At 60.1% G+C, this 15,772-nt stretch carries 13 protein-coding genes; 6 read left to right on the top strand and 7 right to left on the bottom strand.

All coding sequences use genetic code 11. From position 1 onward, the window contains the following. Positions 1 to 452 precede the first annotated feature (452 nt). Both ACVMIH_RS11990 and ACVMIH_RS11995 read left to right on the top strand, forming a co-directional pair. Positions 453 to 1,916, top strand: coding sequence for a tetratricopeptide repeat protein (locus tag ACVMIH_RS11990; RefSeq protein ID WP_456861911.1), 1,464 nt, complete (start codon positions 453 to 455; stop codon positions 1,914 to 1,916). Positions 1,917 to 2,338: 422 nt separating this feature from the next. Continuing rightward, positions 2,339 to 2,860: a hypothetical protein gene (locus ACVMIH_RS11995; protein ID WP_456861913.1), complete on the top strand. Its 522-nt coding sequence runs from the start codon at positions 2,339 to 2,341 to the stop codon at positions 2,858 to 2,860. An 800-nt stretch (positions 2,861 to 3,660) separates the two neighbouring features. Here the strand turns inward: ACVMIH_RS11995 and ACVMIH_RS12000 are convergent. Further along, positions 3,661 to 4,446 (bottom strand): alpha/beta fold hydrolase, encoded by a 786-nt coding sequence (locus ACVMIH_RS12000; protein WP_456866452.1) that lies wholly within the window; start codon positions 4,444 to 4,446, stop codon positions 3,661 to 3,663. A 388-nt stretch (positions 4,447 to 4,834) separates the two neighbouring features. On the opposite strand from ACVMIH_RS12000, the gene ACVMIH_RS12005 reads away from it, so the two are divergent. Then, positions 4,835 to 5,548 carry a helix-turn-helix domain-containing protein gene (locus tag ACVMIH_RS12005; protein ID WP_456861915.1) on the top strand — a complete coding sequence of 238 codons (714 nt, stop codon included), beginning with the start codon at positions 4,835 to 4,837 and terminating at the stop codon, positions 5,546 to 5,548. Between the two features lie 63 nt (positions 5,549 to 5,611). Here ACVMIH_RS12005 and ACVMIH_RS12010 read toward each other — a convergent pair whose 3' ends face one another. Continuing rightward, positions 5,612 to 6,262, bottom strand: coding sequence for a TetR/AcrR family transcriptional regulator (locus tag ACVMIH_RS12010; protein WP_456861917.1), 651 nt, complete (start codon positions 6,260 to 6,262; stop codon positions 5,612 to 5,614). A 289-nt stretch (positions 6,263 to 6,551) separates the two neighbouring features. Here ACVMIH_RS12010 and ACVMIH_RS12015 point away from each other — a divergent pair, with 289 nt between their 5' ends. Together ACVMIH_RS12015 and ACVMIH_RS12020 are read left to right on the top strand one after the other, a co-directional pair. Further along, positions 6,552 to 6,773 (top strand): hypothetical protein, encoded by a 222-nt coding sequence (locus ACVMIH_RS12015; RefSeq protein ID WP_456861918.1) that lies wholly within the window; start codon positions 6,552 to 6,554, stop codon positions 6,771 to 6,773. Between the two features lie 738 nt (positions 6,774 to 7,511). Then, positions 7,512 to 8,327 (top strand): acyl-CoA thioesterase, encoded by an 816-nt coding sequence (locus tag ACVMIH_RS12020; RefSeq protein ID WP_456861920.1) that lies wholly within the window; start codon positions 7,512 to 7,514, stop codon positions 8,325 to 8,327. A gap of 70 nt (positions 8,328 to 8,397) precedes the next feature. On the opposite strand, the gene ACVMIH_RS12025 is transcribed toward ACVMIH_RS12020, so the two are convergent. Beyond that, complete coding sequence (locus ACVMIH_RS12025; protein ID WP_456861922.1) at positions 8,398 to 10,077, bottom strand: methyl-accepting chemotaxis protein; 1,680 nt, start codon at positions 10,075 to 10,077, stop codon at positions 8,398 to 8,400. Between the two features lie 579 nt (positions 10,078 to 10,656). Here ACVMIH_RS12025 and mmsB point away from each other — a divergent pair. Beyond that, positions 10,657 to 11,547, top strand: a complete 891-nt coding sequence (gene mmsB, locus ACVMIH_RS12030; protein WP_456861924.1) for a 3-hydroxyisobutyrate dehydrogenase — start codon at positions 10,657 to 10,659, stop codon at positions 11,545 to 11,547. A 157-nt stretch (positions 11,548 to 11,704) separates the two neighbouring features. On the opposite strand, the gene ACVMIH_RS12035 is transcribed toward mmsB, so the two are convergent. The 4 genes from ACVMIH_RS12035 to ACVMIH_RS12050 form a co-directional block, all read right to left on the bottom strand. Next, positions 11,705 to 12,880, bottom strand: a complete 1,176-nt coding sequence (locus tag ACVMIH_RS12035) for an isovaleryl-CoA dehydrogenase (protein WP_456861925.1) — start codon at positions 12,878 to 12,880, stop codon at positions 11,705 to 11,707. An 88-nt stretch (positions 12,881 to 12,968) separates the two neighbouring features. Next, complete coding sequence (gene panE / locus ACVMIH_RS12040; RefSeq protein ID WP_456861927.1) at positions 12,969 to 13,910, bottom strand: 2-dehydropantoate 2-reductase; 942 nt, start codon at positions 13,908 to 13,910, stop codon at positions 12,969 to 12,971. Positions 13,911 to 14,099: 189 nt separating this feature from the next. Then, on the bottom strand, positions 14,100 to 14,483 hold the full coding sequence (locus tag ACVMIH_RS12045) for a hypothetical protein (protein ID WP_456827661.1): 384 nt from the start codon (positions 14,481 to 14,483) through the stop codon (positions 14,100 to 14,102). Between the two features lie 39 nt (positions 14,484 to 14,522). After that, complete coding sequence (locus ACVMIH_RS12050) at positions 14,523 to 15,707, bottom strand: alpha-hydroxy acid oxidase (protein ID WP_456861929.1); 1,185 nt, start codon at positions 15,705 to 15,707, stop codon at positions 14,523 to 14,525. Between the last annotated feature and the right edge of the window lie 65 nt (positions 15,708 to 15,772).

Here is a 15,772-nt window from a genome sequence, read left to right on the forward strand (position 1 = left end):
TAGGTGATCGGCGAACGAATCGAAGGTGACGCCACATATGGCTTTGGCACCGCTTTCAACGAGAGGGCCGACCGTCGTGGCAGATTGACATGTACGGCGAGATTAAGCGCGGGCGAACCAAGTCCATGTAGCCGATGGGTGGGCGCCTCCGGTGCCCGTCGCACCCTCAAGCCGGACCGACCTCGACGGCCACTCGCGTAACGTTAGGCACCACGGAAGAATTCGATCCGCGCCGAGGGCGGGGCAAAGGGCGGCGCCGAGACGCAGCAGACTGATAAGCGCGCCTTGCATTCGGTTTGAGCGAACCAGGCGCCGCACGGCGACGGTTGAGCCTGAAAGCTTCCCCGTAAACCTACGGGCCACGCTGCACTGCGGGCATACCAATCTAGATCGCCATCTATCTGGACAGCCTAATCCACCGTCGATACCCTGATGGGATTTGGGGGAGGACGATGGACGGTGCAGATCAGTCCGCAAATGCCCCGAAATTGAGCGCGGGCATATCCATCTCAGTCGTTGCTCGCACGCGACAGCATTTTAAGAAGTTCGGGACGATCCTTGCGTCAATCGCTGCGGTCGGTGCCGTTGCCGGAGGGCTCGCCGGCTATTGGCGCGCGTGGGACGTCCTATACAGTCATACACGCAGCGACGCCTCGGCGCCTGCGCAGTCACCGTCGTTGATTGTCACCAAAGGACCGGCAGTTGCGGTACTGCCCTTTGCGAACCCGGCCAAGGCGACGGCCCTCGATCCCTTCGCCGACATCGTGACGCAACAGGTTGCGTCCTCTCTTGGTAAGTTCAGCACGTTACGTGTTACTCCCCGCGCGCTGTCCGCCAACCTATCGAAGGACGGAAACACAATCGAGGCGGCCCGGAAGGCCGGAATTGACTATCTTGTGACCGGCGAGGTTCGTCCTTCAGGCGACGGAGCACGTGCCAACATTCAGATTGCCGATTTGAAAACCGGCTCGGAGCTATGGTCGAGGTCTTTCGACGCGAGCGCCCAGGGAGTGCAAACGGAGACCGATGCCTATGAAATCGGAGATGTCGCCGCTGCTCAGATTGGAGGCTATCCCGGGCCAATCATGAGCGCAGATTTCGCGAAACTGCAACACAAGGATGTCGCTGAGTTCGGCCCATATGAATGTATCGTCTACGCGCTAACAGCGGGCGCGACCGGCTCGTCGGCGGTGGTTCTCAAGGGCTTGGAATGCTCGAAACAACTGACAGATCAGCAGCCGAACAATGCGCTTGCATTAGCTGCACGTTCGGTCGGACTTTATATGCAGAGGTTTCTCGCGGCTGGCTTGCCGATGGACCAAGTCAACCACTCGGACAAGCGGCTTTATTTGAATGAGGAGATTGTGCGTACCGCCGCGCGCGCGGTGGAGCTTGCGCCGGATGATGCATACGTCCGAAGGGCCTACGCCCTTGCAATTAGTACCAAGTGTCAACTCGATCTCTACAGACAAGAGGCTCGGAAAGCTATCGCGCTCAATCCGAACGACGCTCGGTCGCTTGGAGCTCTGGGCAACCAGCTTGCATTTATGGGCGACTGGGATGAAGGCGCAGCAATGGCTGAAAAGGGCATCCGACTAGCAGGCCCAAGTGCTTCGTTTGCTTGGTGGTATGCGCCGGCCAAACGCCATTGGTGGAGAGGCGAATACGAACAATCGGTCGAGGATTTTCGGCACGGCTACCTTGAAGGATTTTGGCTGAGTCATCTCGATCAGGCATATGCCCTACCGTTTCTCGGTCGGATCGACGAGGCCAAAGCGGAAGTAGCAAAGCTATTAAAGCTTAGGCCAGACTTTAGCATCCACGAGGCGGACAGCTTCTACCGCATGTACTGCTTCCAGCCCGAATACATCGAGAAGATGAACGGCGCGCTTAGGCAAGCCGGATTGCCGGAGTGAGGGACGCACACGAGTATGAATGATCTAGGGCCCATTCGGGCCCGGCCTTTGGCCGGCTTTCGCCGGCGCGCTGACGCAATTGCGCAAGAGATTGATTTTTCAACCATTTTATTTGGCGCGGGCGAACAAAAAATGCTGGATTACAGGACCACACGACTTGGAGGTGGACCAAGTAAAGCGAGTGTTCGCCAGGCCGATCGGTTCGCCACCTGCTGCTACGATGTCGTCCGGCAACAGCGGACATGATGGTTAAGCTTGCCGGTGGAAATACTTCGCCCGGCAATTTTTTCCACGGTGGAGCGCCAGCAGCGGACCGAGCGCGCATCGCCGAACGAAAAATCGAGGTACATCAGCCCCCTGCTCATTGGCATGCGAATTGCTCGATACGCCGTGCAAATTGAAGTCTCGGAAGGCAACAGGACATGACCCGTGTAAGTTATACCGTTCCAGCCAATTGGACTGCGGGCTCTGACCCCACCGGCGCGGGCAAAGGCAAGAACCCGAACGACCCGAACATGCTCACGACCGGAGCCTATGGAAATGCCTTCGAACTCATGATCAATCGGCAGGTCAACGGCGATGGCACCGCGACCGACACGCTGACCTACAAGAGTTACATTGGCGAGACCAACGGGACCTTCACTGCCACGGAGGAAACCGGTTCAGGTGGCGATCCTAAAAGCGCTTACCAAGCGCTACTCGTCGCAATGCAGGCGAATCGAGAGCTGGATGCGTCAACGACCGCTCAGCTCGAAGGCGCTTTCGGCGAGCTGCAGACAAAACCTCAGGACGGCACCAGTGATGCCGCCGTCACCCACGGTGGTCTCCTCGTTCGGGCCGGCGGACCGATTAGCTTCAACCGGATATCCGCTTACGAAAACACCTTCGTGACGTCGCTTATCGGCGATCTAACCACGCGCCTTCAGCACGATTCGACCTCATAGCTCGCGTTCGGTTCGACGGGCGACCGTAATCCCGCTTAGCGATGCGCCACGCGCCCACAGGCTTGCGGGACGAATCTTCATGGTCCGCCTCAGGGGCGACAATCGCCACCGACCTGCCGCCCGGCCGGCGAAAGTCCCGCACTTGAGCGCGATGCCGGGATTGTATCCAGCGAAGATCGGTAGAACTTGCTCTGATCCAAGCCGTTCATTCTTGTCAGAGCTGGCTCCCAGCCTCGCCTACTGCCAATTCTGCCGGCCGGAAAGCCGAGTGCATGAGCCCCGGATCGCACCGCCGCGATGCTTCGTCTTGGGGCAGCTGCTATCACGGCCCAGTCGCGCCCCGCGAACCCCCACGCGCTTCAGGGCTGCGTCGTCCTGGACGGTCCATTCCTTTGAGGCCAAGGCTTTCGGGGGCCGTCTGGAGTGCCCTCGGACAACGCCTGTCATCGTGGATGCCCTCGAGCGGACCGATAATGCAGGCGAGCGGTGGTAACGAGCGGGATGCTTGGAGCCGCCAACTCTAACCGCAAAAACCCGCCAGTGGTTCTGATCATCCCTTGCCCCGAGGAACGGCCGGTTTCGTTCTAACAATCCACGCTCGTGGGCTGCAGCGGACAAATGCCCGCTGCTTTAAGATTGACGGGTCCGCAAGCATTGATGCTGGCAACGCCATTGATGCCCACTGAACGATGAACGACCACCAACTACCTTGATGGCCGTAGGCCTGACCCAGCTGCACTTATCTGCGTCAGCTGGCCAATATGCTGAACGTCAGCAACGTCAGCAACAGCAGCTCAGGATCAGCGGCCTGAGTGACGTATGAGGAAACTCCGCAGCGTGGAGTTGACCGCATCGGAGTCGGTTAGGCTCAGGAAGTGTTGCCCGCCCTCCACTGCGACAAATTCGGCATCCGGAATTCTTTGGGCAATACGCTGCCCGATGTCGACCGAGAAAGCGACGTCCTTGGTCCCATGCATGACAAGTGTCGGACAGCGCACAGCGCCGATCTGCTCAGCGATGCTATCCCGTCCAATCAGCGCATTGAACGCCAACTCAAACTGATCTTTGTTCCAAGCCTGCCATGTTCGTTTCCAGACCGCTCCATCAAACTCACCGCCAAAACAGATAGCGGCCATGGTTTCGATAACCGCGTCTGGCGGATCGAAAATGGTTGAAGCCCTGAATTCCCGAAACAGCGGATAGTAGGCCGCTTTGGTTGCTTCGCTCTCGGCGTCCGCCGATGAGCCGAATACTGCTATCGCCGCTGCCCGCCGAGGTGCCAGCAGCGCCGTCCGCAACCCAACGAACCCTCCCTGGCTCGCGCCAACGATAGCAGCCTGGTCAATTCCAAGATGATCCATCAGCGCCAGCAGATCCTTTGCCGAATCCCAAAGGGTGAAGGCGTGGCCGGCTGGGCTTTCGCCATGTCCTCGCTGATCCCAAGTGATGACGCGGTGCGACGCGGAAAACTCCGCAAGCTGCGATGCAAACATCTCGGCTCGCATGCCGAAGCCATGGCAGAAAATGAGCGCTGGCTTATTTGACTGAGTGTCTTCGTAGCGCAGGCGATGGAACGGCAGATTCAGAAAAGGCATTGGCGTTTCCCGTACGTTTGATTTATTTTTCGACCGTCCCGCCAAACACGGGAGCAGGTTCGAAGCCACTCTACTCAGCGTAGCACCCTTGCAGTATTCTCGCGTTGCTGTCTTTCTGTTCCCCATTGCGTAATCTTCAATCCGGAGCCTGCGCAGCAACGCGCTGCCGGCGTATTGATGGATGAAATGACCTCACCATCGAACAGCTCGAATCTCGGTGACAAATACGACGCCGCCGGCAACGTGCCGCTGGCGACTACTGCTAGCCGACTCTGGCGCGGAGGTTACGCCGAACTCCGCGTTCATCGACCGTCCGCTATTGACGCCTTCGTTCAATCCGTCACGGAAGTTGCTATCGTCATAGACGGCTGCGCTCGGATTGATCGGCGAGGCAACAGCAGCATCCAGCGCTTCGACGCCAAGGCAGGGACATGACTACCTGCAATCAAAGGCTGGCAACGTCAAAATACTTCACCTCTACATAACATATGGACCAGAGACGTCGAACCAAATTGCCGCGGACACATTCGCTGACTGGCCGTATCTGGGTGGAATCCCCGACCCGCTCGTTGCGCAGATCGGAGCAGCGATCGCCGAGGAACTTCTTGAAGAAACAGGAGGCGGAGAGTTACTTCTCGACACACTCAAAGATGCGCTCATCGCCCGAATCTCGCGCCGGATCCAGCGCGCGAATATGACTGGCGGCTCCGGCAGAAATTCAATGCGCGGATTGGATTCGGCACGCTTAACGCGAGTACTGGATTTCCTCAACGGCAGCATCGAGGAGAGGCCATCACTGGCAGATATTGCAAAGACAGCGTGCCTGAGCCGCTATCATTTTGTACGAGCCTTCAAGGTCGCTACAGGACAGACACCGTATCAATATCTCAGCGGGCTTCGCCTAGACCGTGCCCGCGAGTTGCTATCATGCGAACAGGAAAGCATCGACAACATCGCAAATCGGCTGCAGTTCTCTAACTCAGCGAATTTTTGCCGTGCCTTCAGACGCAACACGGGTTTCAGCCCAACAGCCTACCGCAATCGGTTCACAAGACGGCGGCTAAGTCAGCAGACTCACGGCACCTCTCGATGATCGGCAGCAACTGACGTTGCCCGAGAACAAGCTAGCTCGATGATTCCGCGGCAGTAGCTCCCTCTAGAGGTGGCGAGTTCTAGCCGGTCTTTCCCGCCGCTTCGACGGCGAACGGCAGGCCGATTTGACCTGCGCAACGAAGTCGTCGAGAAGCTCTTCGCGCATGACGTGAGCGGCTCTGCCGGCGAGCAGGCCCTGCTCGTCGAGCATCACGACGCCGTGCAGTGCAGCCCAGATCTGCAACGCATGTCGCTCGCGCGAACGTCCGGCCGCAGGCGACTCCAGCGCTTCGAGAAGCAGGTCGAATGTCTCGCGCGATGCCTGATGCAGCTCGTTGTCCTCCGGCGCGCAGGCCATGGTACGGCACGCAAACATCAATCGGTAGATGCCGTGACGTTGCAGGCCGAAGTCGAGGGCAGCCCGCGCGAAGCGTGACAGCTTTGAACGCGGCGAGGCGCCTGCAATGGCCTCGCGCATCAACGCGTTGAACTGACGAAAGGCTTCGGCGGTCACTGCTTGGAGCAGTGCCTCACGGTCGGCAAAGTGCCGGTAAGGAGCCGGCTGTGATACGCCGAGCTTCTTGGAGAGTGCGCTGATGTTGATGGCTTCGGGGCCGCCGCGCTCCGCTGCCTGCATCGCGGCTTTTACCAGGGCATCGCGGAGATCTCCATGATGGTAGGTGCTGCGCGTGTTGCGGGCGGCATGGGTCGGCATTGAGTGTGATACCTATAATGGTCAGCCGACGGAAGTGTTGCCGCGACCCGGATTCTCTAACCAGGCGGCAGGTTGATGGAAAGAACCCGCACCGTTGTATCCGAACTATCTGCCTACTTCAAAAATAACATCGCCGCATGAGAGCAGATGGGCGTGTATTTGTGGAGCGTAGCGAGTGTACCGGATCAGAGAGCAGTACAGTTTTTTGCGTCTGAGTTCGTTCCTGTCTGCCCCCGCGCGGTCGGCGGCTCGATTGAGGTTTCGTCCGGCAAGCGGGACCATCCGATCTATGAATTCACCCGCACGATCGAACGAGGTGCAGGCCACGGTCGAGAAAGCGCGGCCCCTTCCCTTCCTGTTAACGCTGACGGCGCGCGCGGAGCAGTTGCTTCATTGCTGCACCGATCTGGACGAGACCGGCAAACGGCCGCAAGCCTTCAAAGCGTTGGCCGCCTTCCCCAGTGCAGCGCGTGAGATGAAGGAGCGCGGTGCACTTACCTATGTGAACTGAATTGGTCGCCGATCAAGCAGGCGCGTGCGGCGTTTCGCGATGCTCCGCAACGATGGCATGTGGCGCCCGACGTCATCGCCCGGTGTTGCTCTGCCACGCCTTCACGATCCGCCTTGGTCAGGTTCGCCTGCTGCCAATTCTGCGAGCCAGTAAGCCGAGCGCATGAGCCCGGGATCGTACCGCCGCGATGGTTCGTCCGAGATCAGCCGCGATCACGGCCAAGTCGCGCCCGGCAAACAAGGCGCGCTTCAGCGCGGCATCGTCATGGACGGTCCATGGCTTGGAGGCTACGGCTTTCGGGCGCAGGCTGGTGCTCGAGCTCATCAGTTGGTTGCTTCCTCGCGGTTTGAGTGCGAGCCCGCTCTGGGCGAACATGACGCTATGTGACGCGCGCGACTTCCGTCGAGAGCAGTCTCGGTGAGCTGCGATTAATGGGCGACCGCGGTGGCGGAATCGAGAGCCGATATCTGCACCTCTATTTTGGAAAAATTCACATATTTGGTGGTGCGGATCCATGCCACGGATGGAGGGATCTATGACCACGGCGATCGCACGACATGGAGTGCTTTGTGGGCAGCCGACAACTCTCGGAAGAGAGGCGCTTGGAAGAGAACGTTCTTGGAAGGATGCGCTTGGAAGGGAAGCCTCTCGTATGGGATCGGACGCTCGAAGTCGCGGAGCGCAGCTTTAACAATGGCTTACTGGTTTCGCGGCAAGTGAGCCGCTAGGGGGGACACATTGGGTTCGCTTGCTGAAGATACGGCCGTCACGCGTAATGGCGACCGGCTTTCCATTGCGCTGACTGAGGAATGGGGTCTCTGGGGACCAAACGGGGGCTATCTTGCGGCGATCGCCATGCGGGCAGCCGGCCTGGTCGCGCCCGCGGGACACCGACCGGTCACCTATTCCTGCCAGTTTCTGTCCTCGCCGCGCTTCGAGGAAGTCGAACTGGTCGTAACGCCCGTCCGTCAAGGACGCAGCGCTTGGTGCCTGAACGTTCAAATGCGGCAAAGCGATCGGCTGTGCCTCCAGGCTCAGATCTGGACCACAGATCGCAGTGTGGGGCCGCAACAAACGCATCCCAGAATGCCCGATGTGCCAAGGCCGGACGTCCTGAAGCCCTTCAAAGAGTATGTCCCGACGCCTTACGTGACGTATCCGTTTTGGGCACACATCGAAAGCCGCCCCGTGGACGTCTATCCGCCACATGCGCGCAATCCCCATGGACCGCGCCAATGTGTCTGGCAGCGGCTTATCGATTTCGACGCGGGTGGCGATCCATTTGTTGAGGCCACGCGATCGCTGGTCCTGCTCGACTGCATGCAATGGCCGACCTTCGAACGCAGCCTGCCGCAGTCTCCGAGCTATACGGCGCCGAGCCTTGATTTCGCGGCTTGGCTTCACCAGCCAGCCCTCGACTACGACTGGGTGCTGATCGACGCCCACGCCGATCATGCTGGTGGTGGACTGATTCACGGCGGCGGCCGCATTTGGAGCCCCAAAGGCGAGCTGATCGCAACGGGCGGCAGCCAGTCCCTCGTGGTAAGCGGGTAGGTCTCCGCCAGTCTATCGGGCTGCGACGAGGTACAAAGAGCGGTTCGCATCCGCAAACGCTTCGCGTCAATCACGCAGCTCGGATACTCGAGAGAAAATGGTCAACCTTGGTCCTTAGTCCGTCCGCCTGCTGATTGAGCTCTTCCGCCGATACCAAGACGCGCTCAGCGGCCGCTCCGGTTAGGCTTGCAGCTTGCGTCACGCCGATGATGTTGCCTGAAACAGTACCGGTACCATGCGCAGCCTGCTGAATATTCCGCGCAATTTCCTTGGTCGCCGAGCCCTGCTGTTCTACGGCCGCCGCAATGAGGGTCGCTATCTCGTTGATCGTACCGATCGTCCCTCCAATTCGTTCGATGGCCTGGACGGCTTCGGATGTAGCCCCCTGCATCGCAATGACCTGAGCCGAAATATCCTCCGTCGCGCGGGCTGTCTGACTTGCCAGCAATTTGACTTCGCTGGCGACGACGGCAAACCCCCGACCTGCCTCTCCGGCGCGGGCGGCCTCGATCGTCGCGTTGAGCGCCAGAAGATTTGTTTGCCCTGCGATATCGCTGATTAGGCTAATAACGTTGCCGATCTTCTGAGCTGCGGCCGAAAGGCCCTCGACCGTTGCATTGGTCCGATGTGCTTCTTCGACCGCCCGACCAGCCACGCGAGCCGACTCCGCGACCTGACGTCCAATCTCGGCCACCGATGAGGCCAATTCTTCAGTAGCTGCAGCCACCATTGCCACATTGCTTGATGCTTGTTCGGCAACCGCCGCAACTGTCGTCGCTTGCTTAGTCGCTGCATCAGCAGTGGACGACATGCTGCCCGATGTCTCGCGCAGTTCGGTCGCTGCGCCGCTTAGAACATCGAGTGAACCGCGAACGCTCTGCTCGAAATCGCCGGCCATCCTATCGAGAAATTCGTGCTTCTCGGCTTCTGTGCGGCTTTTCAGCTCATCTTGCTCGCTGCGCAGGCGCGACGCTTCAATCATGCTCTCCTTAAAAACCTGGACAGACTGTGCCATCGCACCGACCTCATCGCGACGTTCTTGTGCTGGAACAACCGTAGCGGTGTCACCGGCAGCAATTCCGCGCATTGCAGCTGTCATTCCTCGGATTGGAACAACGATACTGCGCCCGAGCACCAGCGACATCGAGAGTATGAGACTTAACGTCACCAGAACGATTGCTCCAATCCACCATAGTTGCCGCTGGAAGATTGCATCGACATCATCGAGATAGATACCGCCGCCAATTGTCCAGTTGTAGGGCTTGAAGACAACGGCATAAGAAATCTTCGGCTGCGGCTCGGTCCCGCTCGCTCGCGGAAAGCGATACGCAACAAAACCACCTCCCTTCGAGGCAGACAGGACTTGGTCCCGCGCGTAGAAGACGCCATTCGAGTCTGGCGCGTTGTACAAATCTTTACCTTCAACATTCCGGTTGGGATGCGCCAGTACGACACCTTCAGAACTGAGGGCGTAAAAATAATCATCCTGACCAAAGCGCAGCGTACGCAACAGCGCTCTCCCGCGCTCGAGCGCTTCCTGGTCCGGCAAGCCATCTTTTTTGGACACTTGATAGTCGGCCTCTATCGCTTGCCTGGCAAGAAGGACAACGTCATGGAGTTTGCTCTTCCGATCTTCGAGGAGCGCATCTCTGAGAGTTGAAAGACTAACGACGGCAACCGTGGCGATGCCAAGGATCGACAAGCCAGCCATAATCAGAAGCTTGGTAGAGATTCGCAGACCGAACATCATGAACCACCTTGAGACGCGAGCGTTGCATCAAGCGCAAAACCCAAAAAGCTTGAAATCAATTGATGAAATAGCTCCTAATGTGCTTGGCACTGATCGCCATACAATCGGGGGTGAACTCCACGCACTACGAAGACTTCTGCCGCTGCTCGAGCCCCCGCAGAGCGAACATGATCGACGGCTAAGTGTTTGATTTTTTGAGAAGTGTATGACGACGGATCGACGGATTTGTCCGCGCTTCGGAGGCATCATAGCCGATGACGATACGAATTCTTGCACACCGGAAGCGCAAGAATCTGCTCTTGATGAGGCTGCTACCGGTCCTTAGTCGTTCATGTTTAGTGGGGGCAGCTTCACACTCCCGACGCCCTCCACTATGGACCCACTAGCGGCCCGGTCGACAGCGCCGGGCCGCTATTTTCGGCGCGTTGAGGCTCGGTAACTGCATTCGAATGGATTTGAAAGCGACGGCGTATCCTAGCTCCGAACGGCACACCACTCAGAGTGGGGGGTACCAGCTGCATTCGTTGATCCGACGATGGTACCCCAAGAACGGCAATATCGAAGGAGATTAAGAGGGAGATGACGACCGTCGCGTTCATAGGTCTCGGTACCTCCGCCCTGTCGATGATATCGAACCTACTTCGGGCCAGCTATAAAGTCGTCGCTTTTGACCCTTCCGAATCCGCTCGCGATCAGGCCCGAGCCATCGGCGCCGACGTCGGAGATAACGCAGCAGCGGCGGGCGGCGGGGCAGATGCCGTTATCACGCTGTTGCCGACGTGCGCTGAGGTCCAAAGAGCGTGGAACGAAGTCTTGCCGGTTCTGGAAGAGAACGCCCTGCTCATCGATTGCTCGACAATCTCCGTCGATAGCGCCAAGCGAGCTCATAAGGTAGCTGCTCATTACGGTCTGCGAGCGATAGACGCGCCCGCGTTTGGTTGCCATTTGAGCGCTCAGGAAGGCGACCTGACCTTCTTTTGCGGCGGCGACCAGAATGCCTTTCGGTCCGCGAGGCCAATCCTGAGCGCCATGGGGACGACTGTTGTCCATTGCGGGGAACCCGGGGCCGGTCAGGCGGCCAAGATATGCAACAGCATGCTCCTTGGTACATCAATGATCGCCGTTAGCGAGGCGTTTTCCCTCGGCGAAAAACTTGGCCTCTCACACCGGGCACTCTTCGACGTTGTGTACATTTTATCCCGCCAGTGCTGGTCACACTATTGCCCGGTGCCTGGACTTGTGCCGAGTTCGCCAGCCAACAATGACTATAGGCCGGGCCTTGCCACCAGCGCGATGCTCAATGATCTGCATCTGTCCCAGGATGCCGCACGCCGAGCCGGCGTCTTCACACCTCTCGGTTGGCATACCGAAAACATATATGACGAGTTTGAAAAGGCAGGTCACGGCGCTACCGATTTTTCCGGCGTCATTCGACACCTACGGGCTCTAACCCGATACACCGGCGTATGAACCATAGGGCAAATGTCTTAGGTCGCGGCTCTACTCCCTTGACTTCACGCCGGCATTACCCTCGTAGAGCCATCCTTGTAAGCCGGTCGGTTGCTTCCCGCACTACCACGACCGAGGACGAGCGCATTGCCCTCGCCAAAAACACGGATTCGACAGCTCAGGCTGTCTCGGCAAAAAGTTCACGACCAATCAACATACGACGAATTTCGCTGGTGCCGGCGCCGATTTCGTAGAGCTTCGCATCGCGCCATAGCCGTCCCACGGGAAATTCATTGACATAGCCGTTTCCGCCAAGCGCCTGAATCGCTTCGCCGGCCATCCACGTCGCCTTCTCAGCGGCATAGAGAATGACCCCGGCGGCGTCCTTTCGCAGGGTACGCGAATGATCGCCGCGGTCGCAGGCCTGGCCCAGCGCGTAGCAATAGGCGCGACAGGCTTGCCAGGTCGTATACATGTCGGCGATCTTACCCTGCATCAGCTGAAACTCGCCGATCGCCTGACCGAACTGCTTGCGCTCATGCATGTAGGGTATCACGGCATCCATGCAGGCCGCCATGATGCCGAGCGGCCCCGCGGAGAGAATGGCCCGCTCATAGTCGAGGCCGCTCATCAACACCCTGACGCCGGCGTTGACGCTACCGAGGACGTTCTCCGCCGGAACCTCGCACGCCTCGAAGAACACCGGATAGGTGTTGGAACCCCGCATTCCGAGCTTGTCGAGCTTCTCACCGAAACTCAGCCCCGCAAAGCCCCGTTCGATGATGAAGGCCGTAATCCCCGCCGGACCGGCATCGACATCCGTCTTAGCGTAGACCACGAGCGTGTCCGCGTCACCGCCATTGGTGATCCACATCTTGGAGCCGTCGAGAACGTACCGATCCCCCTTCTTCACGGCGCGGAGCTTCATGCTGACCACGTCGGATCCGGCGTTCGCCTCGCTCATCGCGAGCGCCCCGACATGCTCTCCGGACACGAGCTTCGGCAGGTATTTCTGCTTCTGCTCCGCGGTGCCGTTGCGATGAATCTGATTGATGCACAGGTTGGAATGCGCGCCGTAGGACAGCCCGACCGCGGCCGATGCCCGCGAAATCTCCTCCATGGCGACCATGTGCGCGAAATATCCGAGCCGGGTGCCGCCGTACTCCTCGGCAACCGTCAGCCCGAGCAGACCGACCTCACCGAACTTGCGCCAGAGGTCCTTGGGAAACAGATTCTCCCGATCGATGCTCGCCGCCCGAGGAGCTATCTCGGTGCGCGCCACCCGATTGGCGGTGTCCCGCACCAGTTCGACCGCCTCGCCAACAGAAAAATTCAACGTCGTGAAATGTCCCATCTTCCTTCTCCATCGTCACTCGAAATCACTCGCACGGCTGGCGCCGTCGGTCGGCGCCTTCGCAACGCATTGAGCTGTCCGCGGCTGGTCATTTTCCGCCATCGCCGCGATGTGCCGTTCGATGTTCGTAGACCTTCAGATGCGTGTAGGCGATCCGGAGCAGCGGCGTCGCTACGCTAAGCGCATAGCCCCGCGCGATCAGATCACCGATGACGTGGTCGGCTTCGACGCGATGACCGGCCTCGACGTCCCGCAACATCGACGCAGCAAACGAGGATCCCTCCTCCGTCAACAGCGACATCCGCCGCGCGACGAACTCCGCTCTCGGTGGATGCCCGGCGGCGACCGCGATCGCCCTGCATTCCTCGGAGACGGCGACAGCGAACTCCCGGCCGTCCAGCACCGCGACGATGTCGCCCATCGGCGCCCGCATCAGGCAACACGATGCCGCCAAGGTTCCGAGGAAGACCCATTTCTCCCACATGTCCTGCACGATATCACTGCTGACCGCGGCATCGAAGCCACAGCCCGTCATCACATCCAGCACGGAACGGGCCTGTTCGCTTTCCTGTCCTACGCGCGCACCAAGAACCAGGGACTGCAGCGGGTGCTGCTGCACGATCTCCCGCCGCGGGTTGAGACCGACGACGATGGTGCAAAGACCCCCCAGCGTGCGCTGTCCACCGAAGGCGCGATCGAGGGTGTCGAGGTGCCGCATTCCGTTCAGCAGCGGAACAATCGTCGTGTGCGGGCCGACCGCCGGGGCAAAGGCGCCGACGGCCTCGTCGAGGTCATAGGCTTTGCAGCTCAACAGCACCAAATCGAACGGCGCGATGATCTCGTGCTCGCAAACCGTCTGCGGCTGCCGGACGTGGACATCGCCATGCGGACTTTTGATCACCAGCCCGTACGCCGCCAACTCCGCCGCACGGCGCGGACGGACCAGAAAGCTGACGTCGCGCCCGGCCTCAATCAGCCGGCCGCCAAAATAGCCTCCGACCGCTCCCGCCCCCACGACCAGAATACGCATGCTGTCCTTTCAGGGTCGTCACGGCCTCGGCGCGCCCGATGCGCGGGGCAAGCCGCCCGCGGCGGCGCCAGCCGACGCGTTGCAGGCGCAAGATCCGCCTGGATGTTCGACTACGCGGCTCGGCGAACCTTGCAAGATACACAACGCCAGGATTCGCCGTACTGTACCGGCTTCCCAACACGTACGGAGCTATCGCGCCGCCGGCCCGTCCGGCCGAAACTCAACCTGCTTGACGATCGTCGCCCCACTGGTCCGGACCAGCAGCTGCCAAGATCCGGGGTTCGGCAGCTTGATTTCGATCTCGCGGATCTCTCCAGCACTGTCGGTGCTGAGCTCGGTCCTCACCGCCTCCTGCGGCGCCGGCCCCGACGACGGCGCTAGTTCGACGGTCGCGCCGTGAATGCAGAGCGGAAAGCCGGTCGCGCTGTCGGTTACCCGCGCGTGGCAGCGATAGACGGCCGGTTGCGGCGACGATCTGCAGGAAAACGTCACGTCGATCGGCGCCGATCTCACCGCGCTCGGCATGGCCGCTATCACTGCCGGGACGACGGCGAACATGGTCAGGCCACGCATGGCTGGGCTCCCCTTAGGACTGTGCGCCGCCGCCGCGCGTCACCCTGGCACGTCCGCTTGCTGCAATGGCGATGACGGATGGCGAAAACGCAGATTGCCGCGCGACAACTGATCGATGCGCGTGCAGCCCAACAGCCGCATGTCGCGCTCGAGCTCGGCCTTTAGCAATCCGAGCGCCCGTTCGACGCCGGCCTGTCCGGCTGCCGCGAGCGGATAGAGATAGTAGCGGCCAACCCCGACCGCCTTGGCGCCGAGCGACAGCGCCTTGAGAATGTGGGTGCCGCGCTGAATGCCGCCGTCCATGATGACATCGATCCGATCGCCGACAGCGTCGACGATCTCCGCGAGCTGGTCGAACGCGCTGCGCGAGCCGTCGAGCTGCCGCCCGCCATGATTGGAGAGGATGATCCCCGCGCAACCGATATCGGCGGCCTTGATTGCGTCTTCGCGCGACATCACGCCTTTCAGGCAGAACGGACCATTCCAGGTCTTGACCATCTCGGTGACGTCGTCCCAATCCATGGCTGGATCGAGCATCTCGGTAAAATAGCGGCCGACCGACATGGTGCCGCGCCCCATGTCAACATGCTTGTCGAGCTGCGGCAGCCGAAAGCGTTCGTGGGTCGCGTACTGGACTGCCCAGGCCGGCTTGATCGCGAACTGCAGCATGCCGGCAAGCGTCAGCCGGAACGGAATGGTAAAGCCGGTGCGCAGGTCGCGTTCGCGATTGCCGCCGGTGATGCTGTCCACCGTCAGCATCATCACCTGAACGCCGGCATGCTTGGCTCGCGCCATCATGGCACGGTTGAGGCCGCGATCGCGGTGGAAGTACAACTGGAACACTTGCGGCGTATCATGGGCGCTGCGCAGTTCCTCCAGACTGACCGTGCCGAGCGACGATACGCCGAACATCGTCCCGTACTTTGCCGCCGCCGCGGCGACCGCGCGCTCGCCATCGTAGTGAAACAGCCGTTGCAGCGCGGTCGGCGAACAATAGAACGGGATGGCGAGCTTTTGGCCCATGACCGTCACCGACAGGTCGATGTCGCGGACACCCCGCAGGATGTTGGGCACGAGGTCGCAGTCATCAAAGCTCGCGGCATTGCGCCGCAAGGTCGTCTCGTCGTCGGCGCCGCCGTCGATGTAGTCAAAGATCGGCCCGGGCAGCCTGCGTCGTGCAAGCTCCCGGAAATCGTCAAAATTGCAGCACTGATGAAGTCGCATCCATCTCACTCATGGCAGTCCAGCCCGCCATCCTCGATGCGGGGGCTGGCCGGCGAGCCGCCAGC

Source organism: Bradyrhizobium sp. USDA 4503 (genome assembly GCF_054055815.1).

Coding starts and splice junctions, on each gene's coding strand:
- ACVMIH_RS11990 (WP_456861911.1), top strand. CDS start 453: ATGGACGGTGCAGATCAGTCCGCAAATGCCCCGAAATTGAGCGCGGGC.
- ACVMIH_RS11995 (WP_456861913.1), top strand. CDS start 2,339: ATGACCCGTGTAAGTTATACCGTTCCAGCCAATTGGACTGCGGGCTCT.
- ACVMIH_RS12010 (WP_456861917.1), bottom strand. CDS start 6,262: ATGCCGACCCATGCCGCCCGCAACACGCGCAGCACCTACCATCATGGA.
- ACVMIH_RS12015 (WP_456861918.1), top strand. CDS start 6,552: ATGAATTCACCCGCACGATCGAACGAGGTGCAGGCCACGGTCGAGAAA.
- ACVMIH_RS12025 (WP_456861922.1), bottom strand. CDS start 10,077: ATGATGTTCGGTCTGCGAATCTCTACCAAGCTTCTGATTATGGCTGGC.
- mmsB (WP_456861924.1), top strand. CDS start 10,657: ATGACGACCGTCGCGTTCATAGGTCTCGGTACCTCCGCCCTGTCGATG.
- ACVMIH_RS12035 (WP_456861925.1), bottom strand. CDS start 12,880: ATGGGACATTTCACGACGTTGAATTTTTCTGTTGGCGAGGCGGTCGAA.
- panE (WP_456861927.1), bottom strand. CDS start 13,910: ATGCGTATTCTGGTCGTGGGGGCGGGAGCGGTCGGAGGCTATTTTGGC.
- ACVMIH_RS12045 (WP_456827661.1), bottom strand. CDS start 14,483: ATGCGTGGCCTGACCATGTTCGCCGTCGTCCCGGCAGTGATAGCGGCC.
- ACVMIH_RS12050 (WP_456861929.1), bottom strand. CDS start 15,707: ATGCGACTTCATCAGTGCTGCAATTTTGACGATTTCCGGGAGCTTGCA.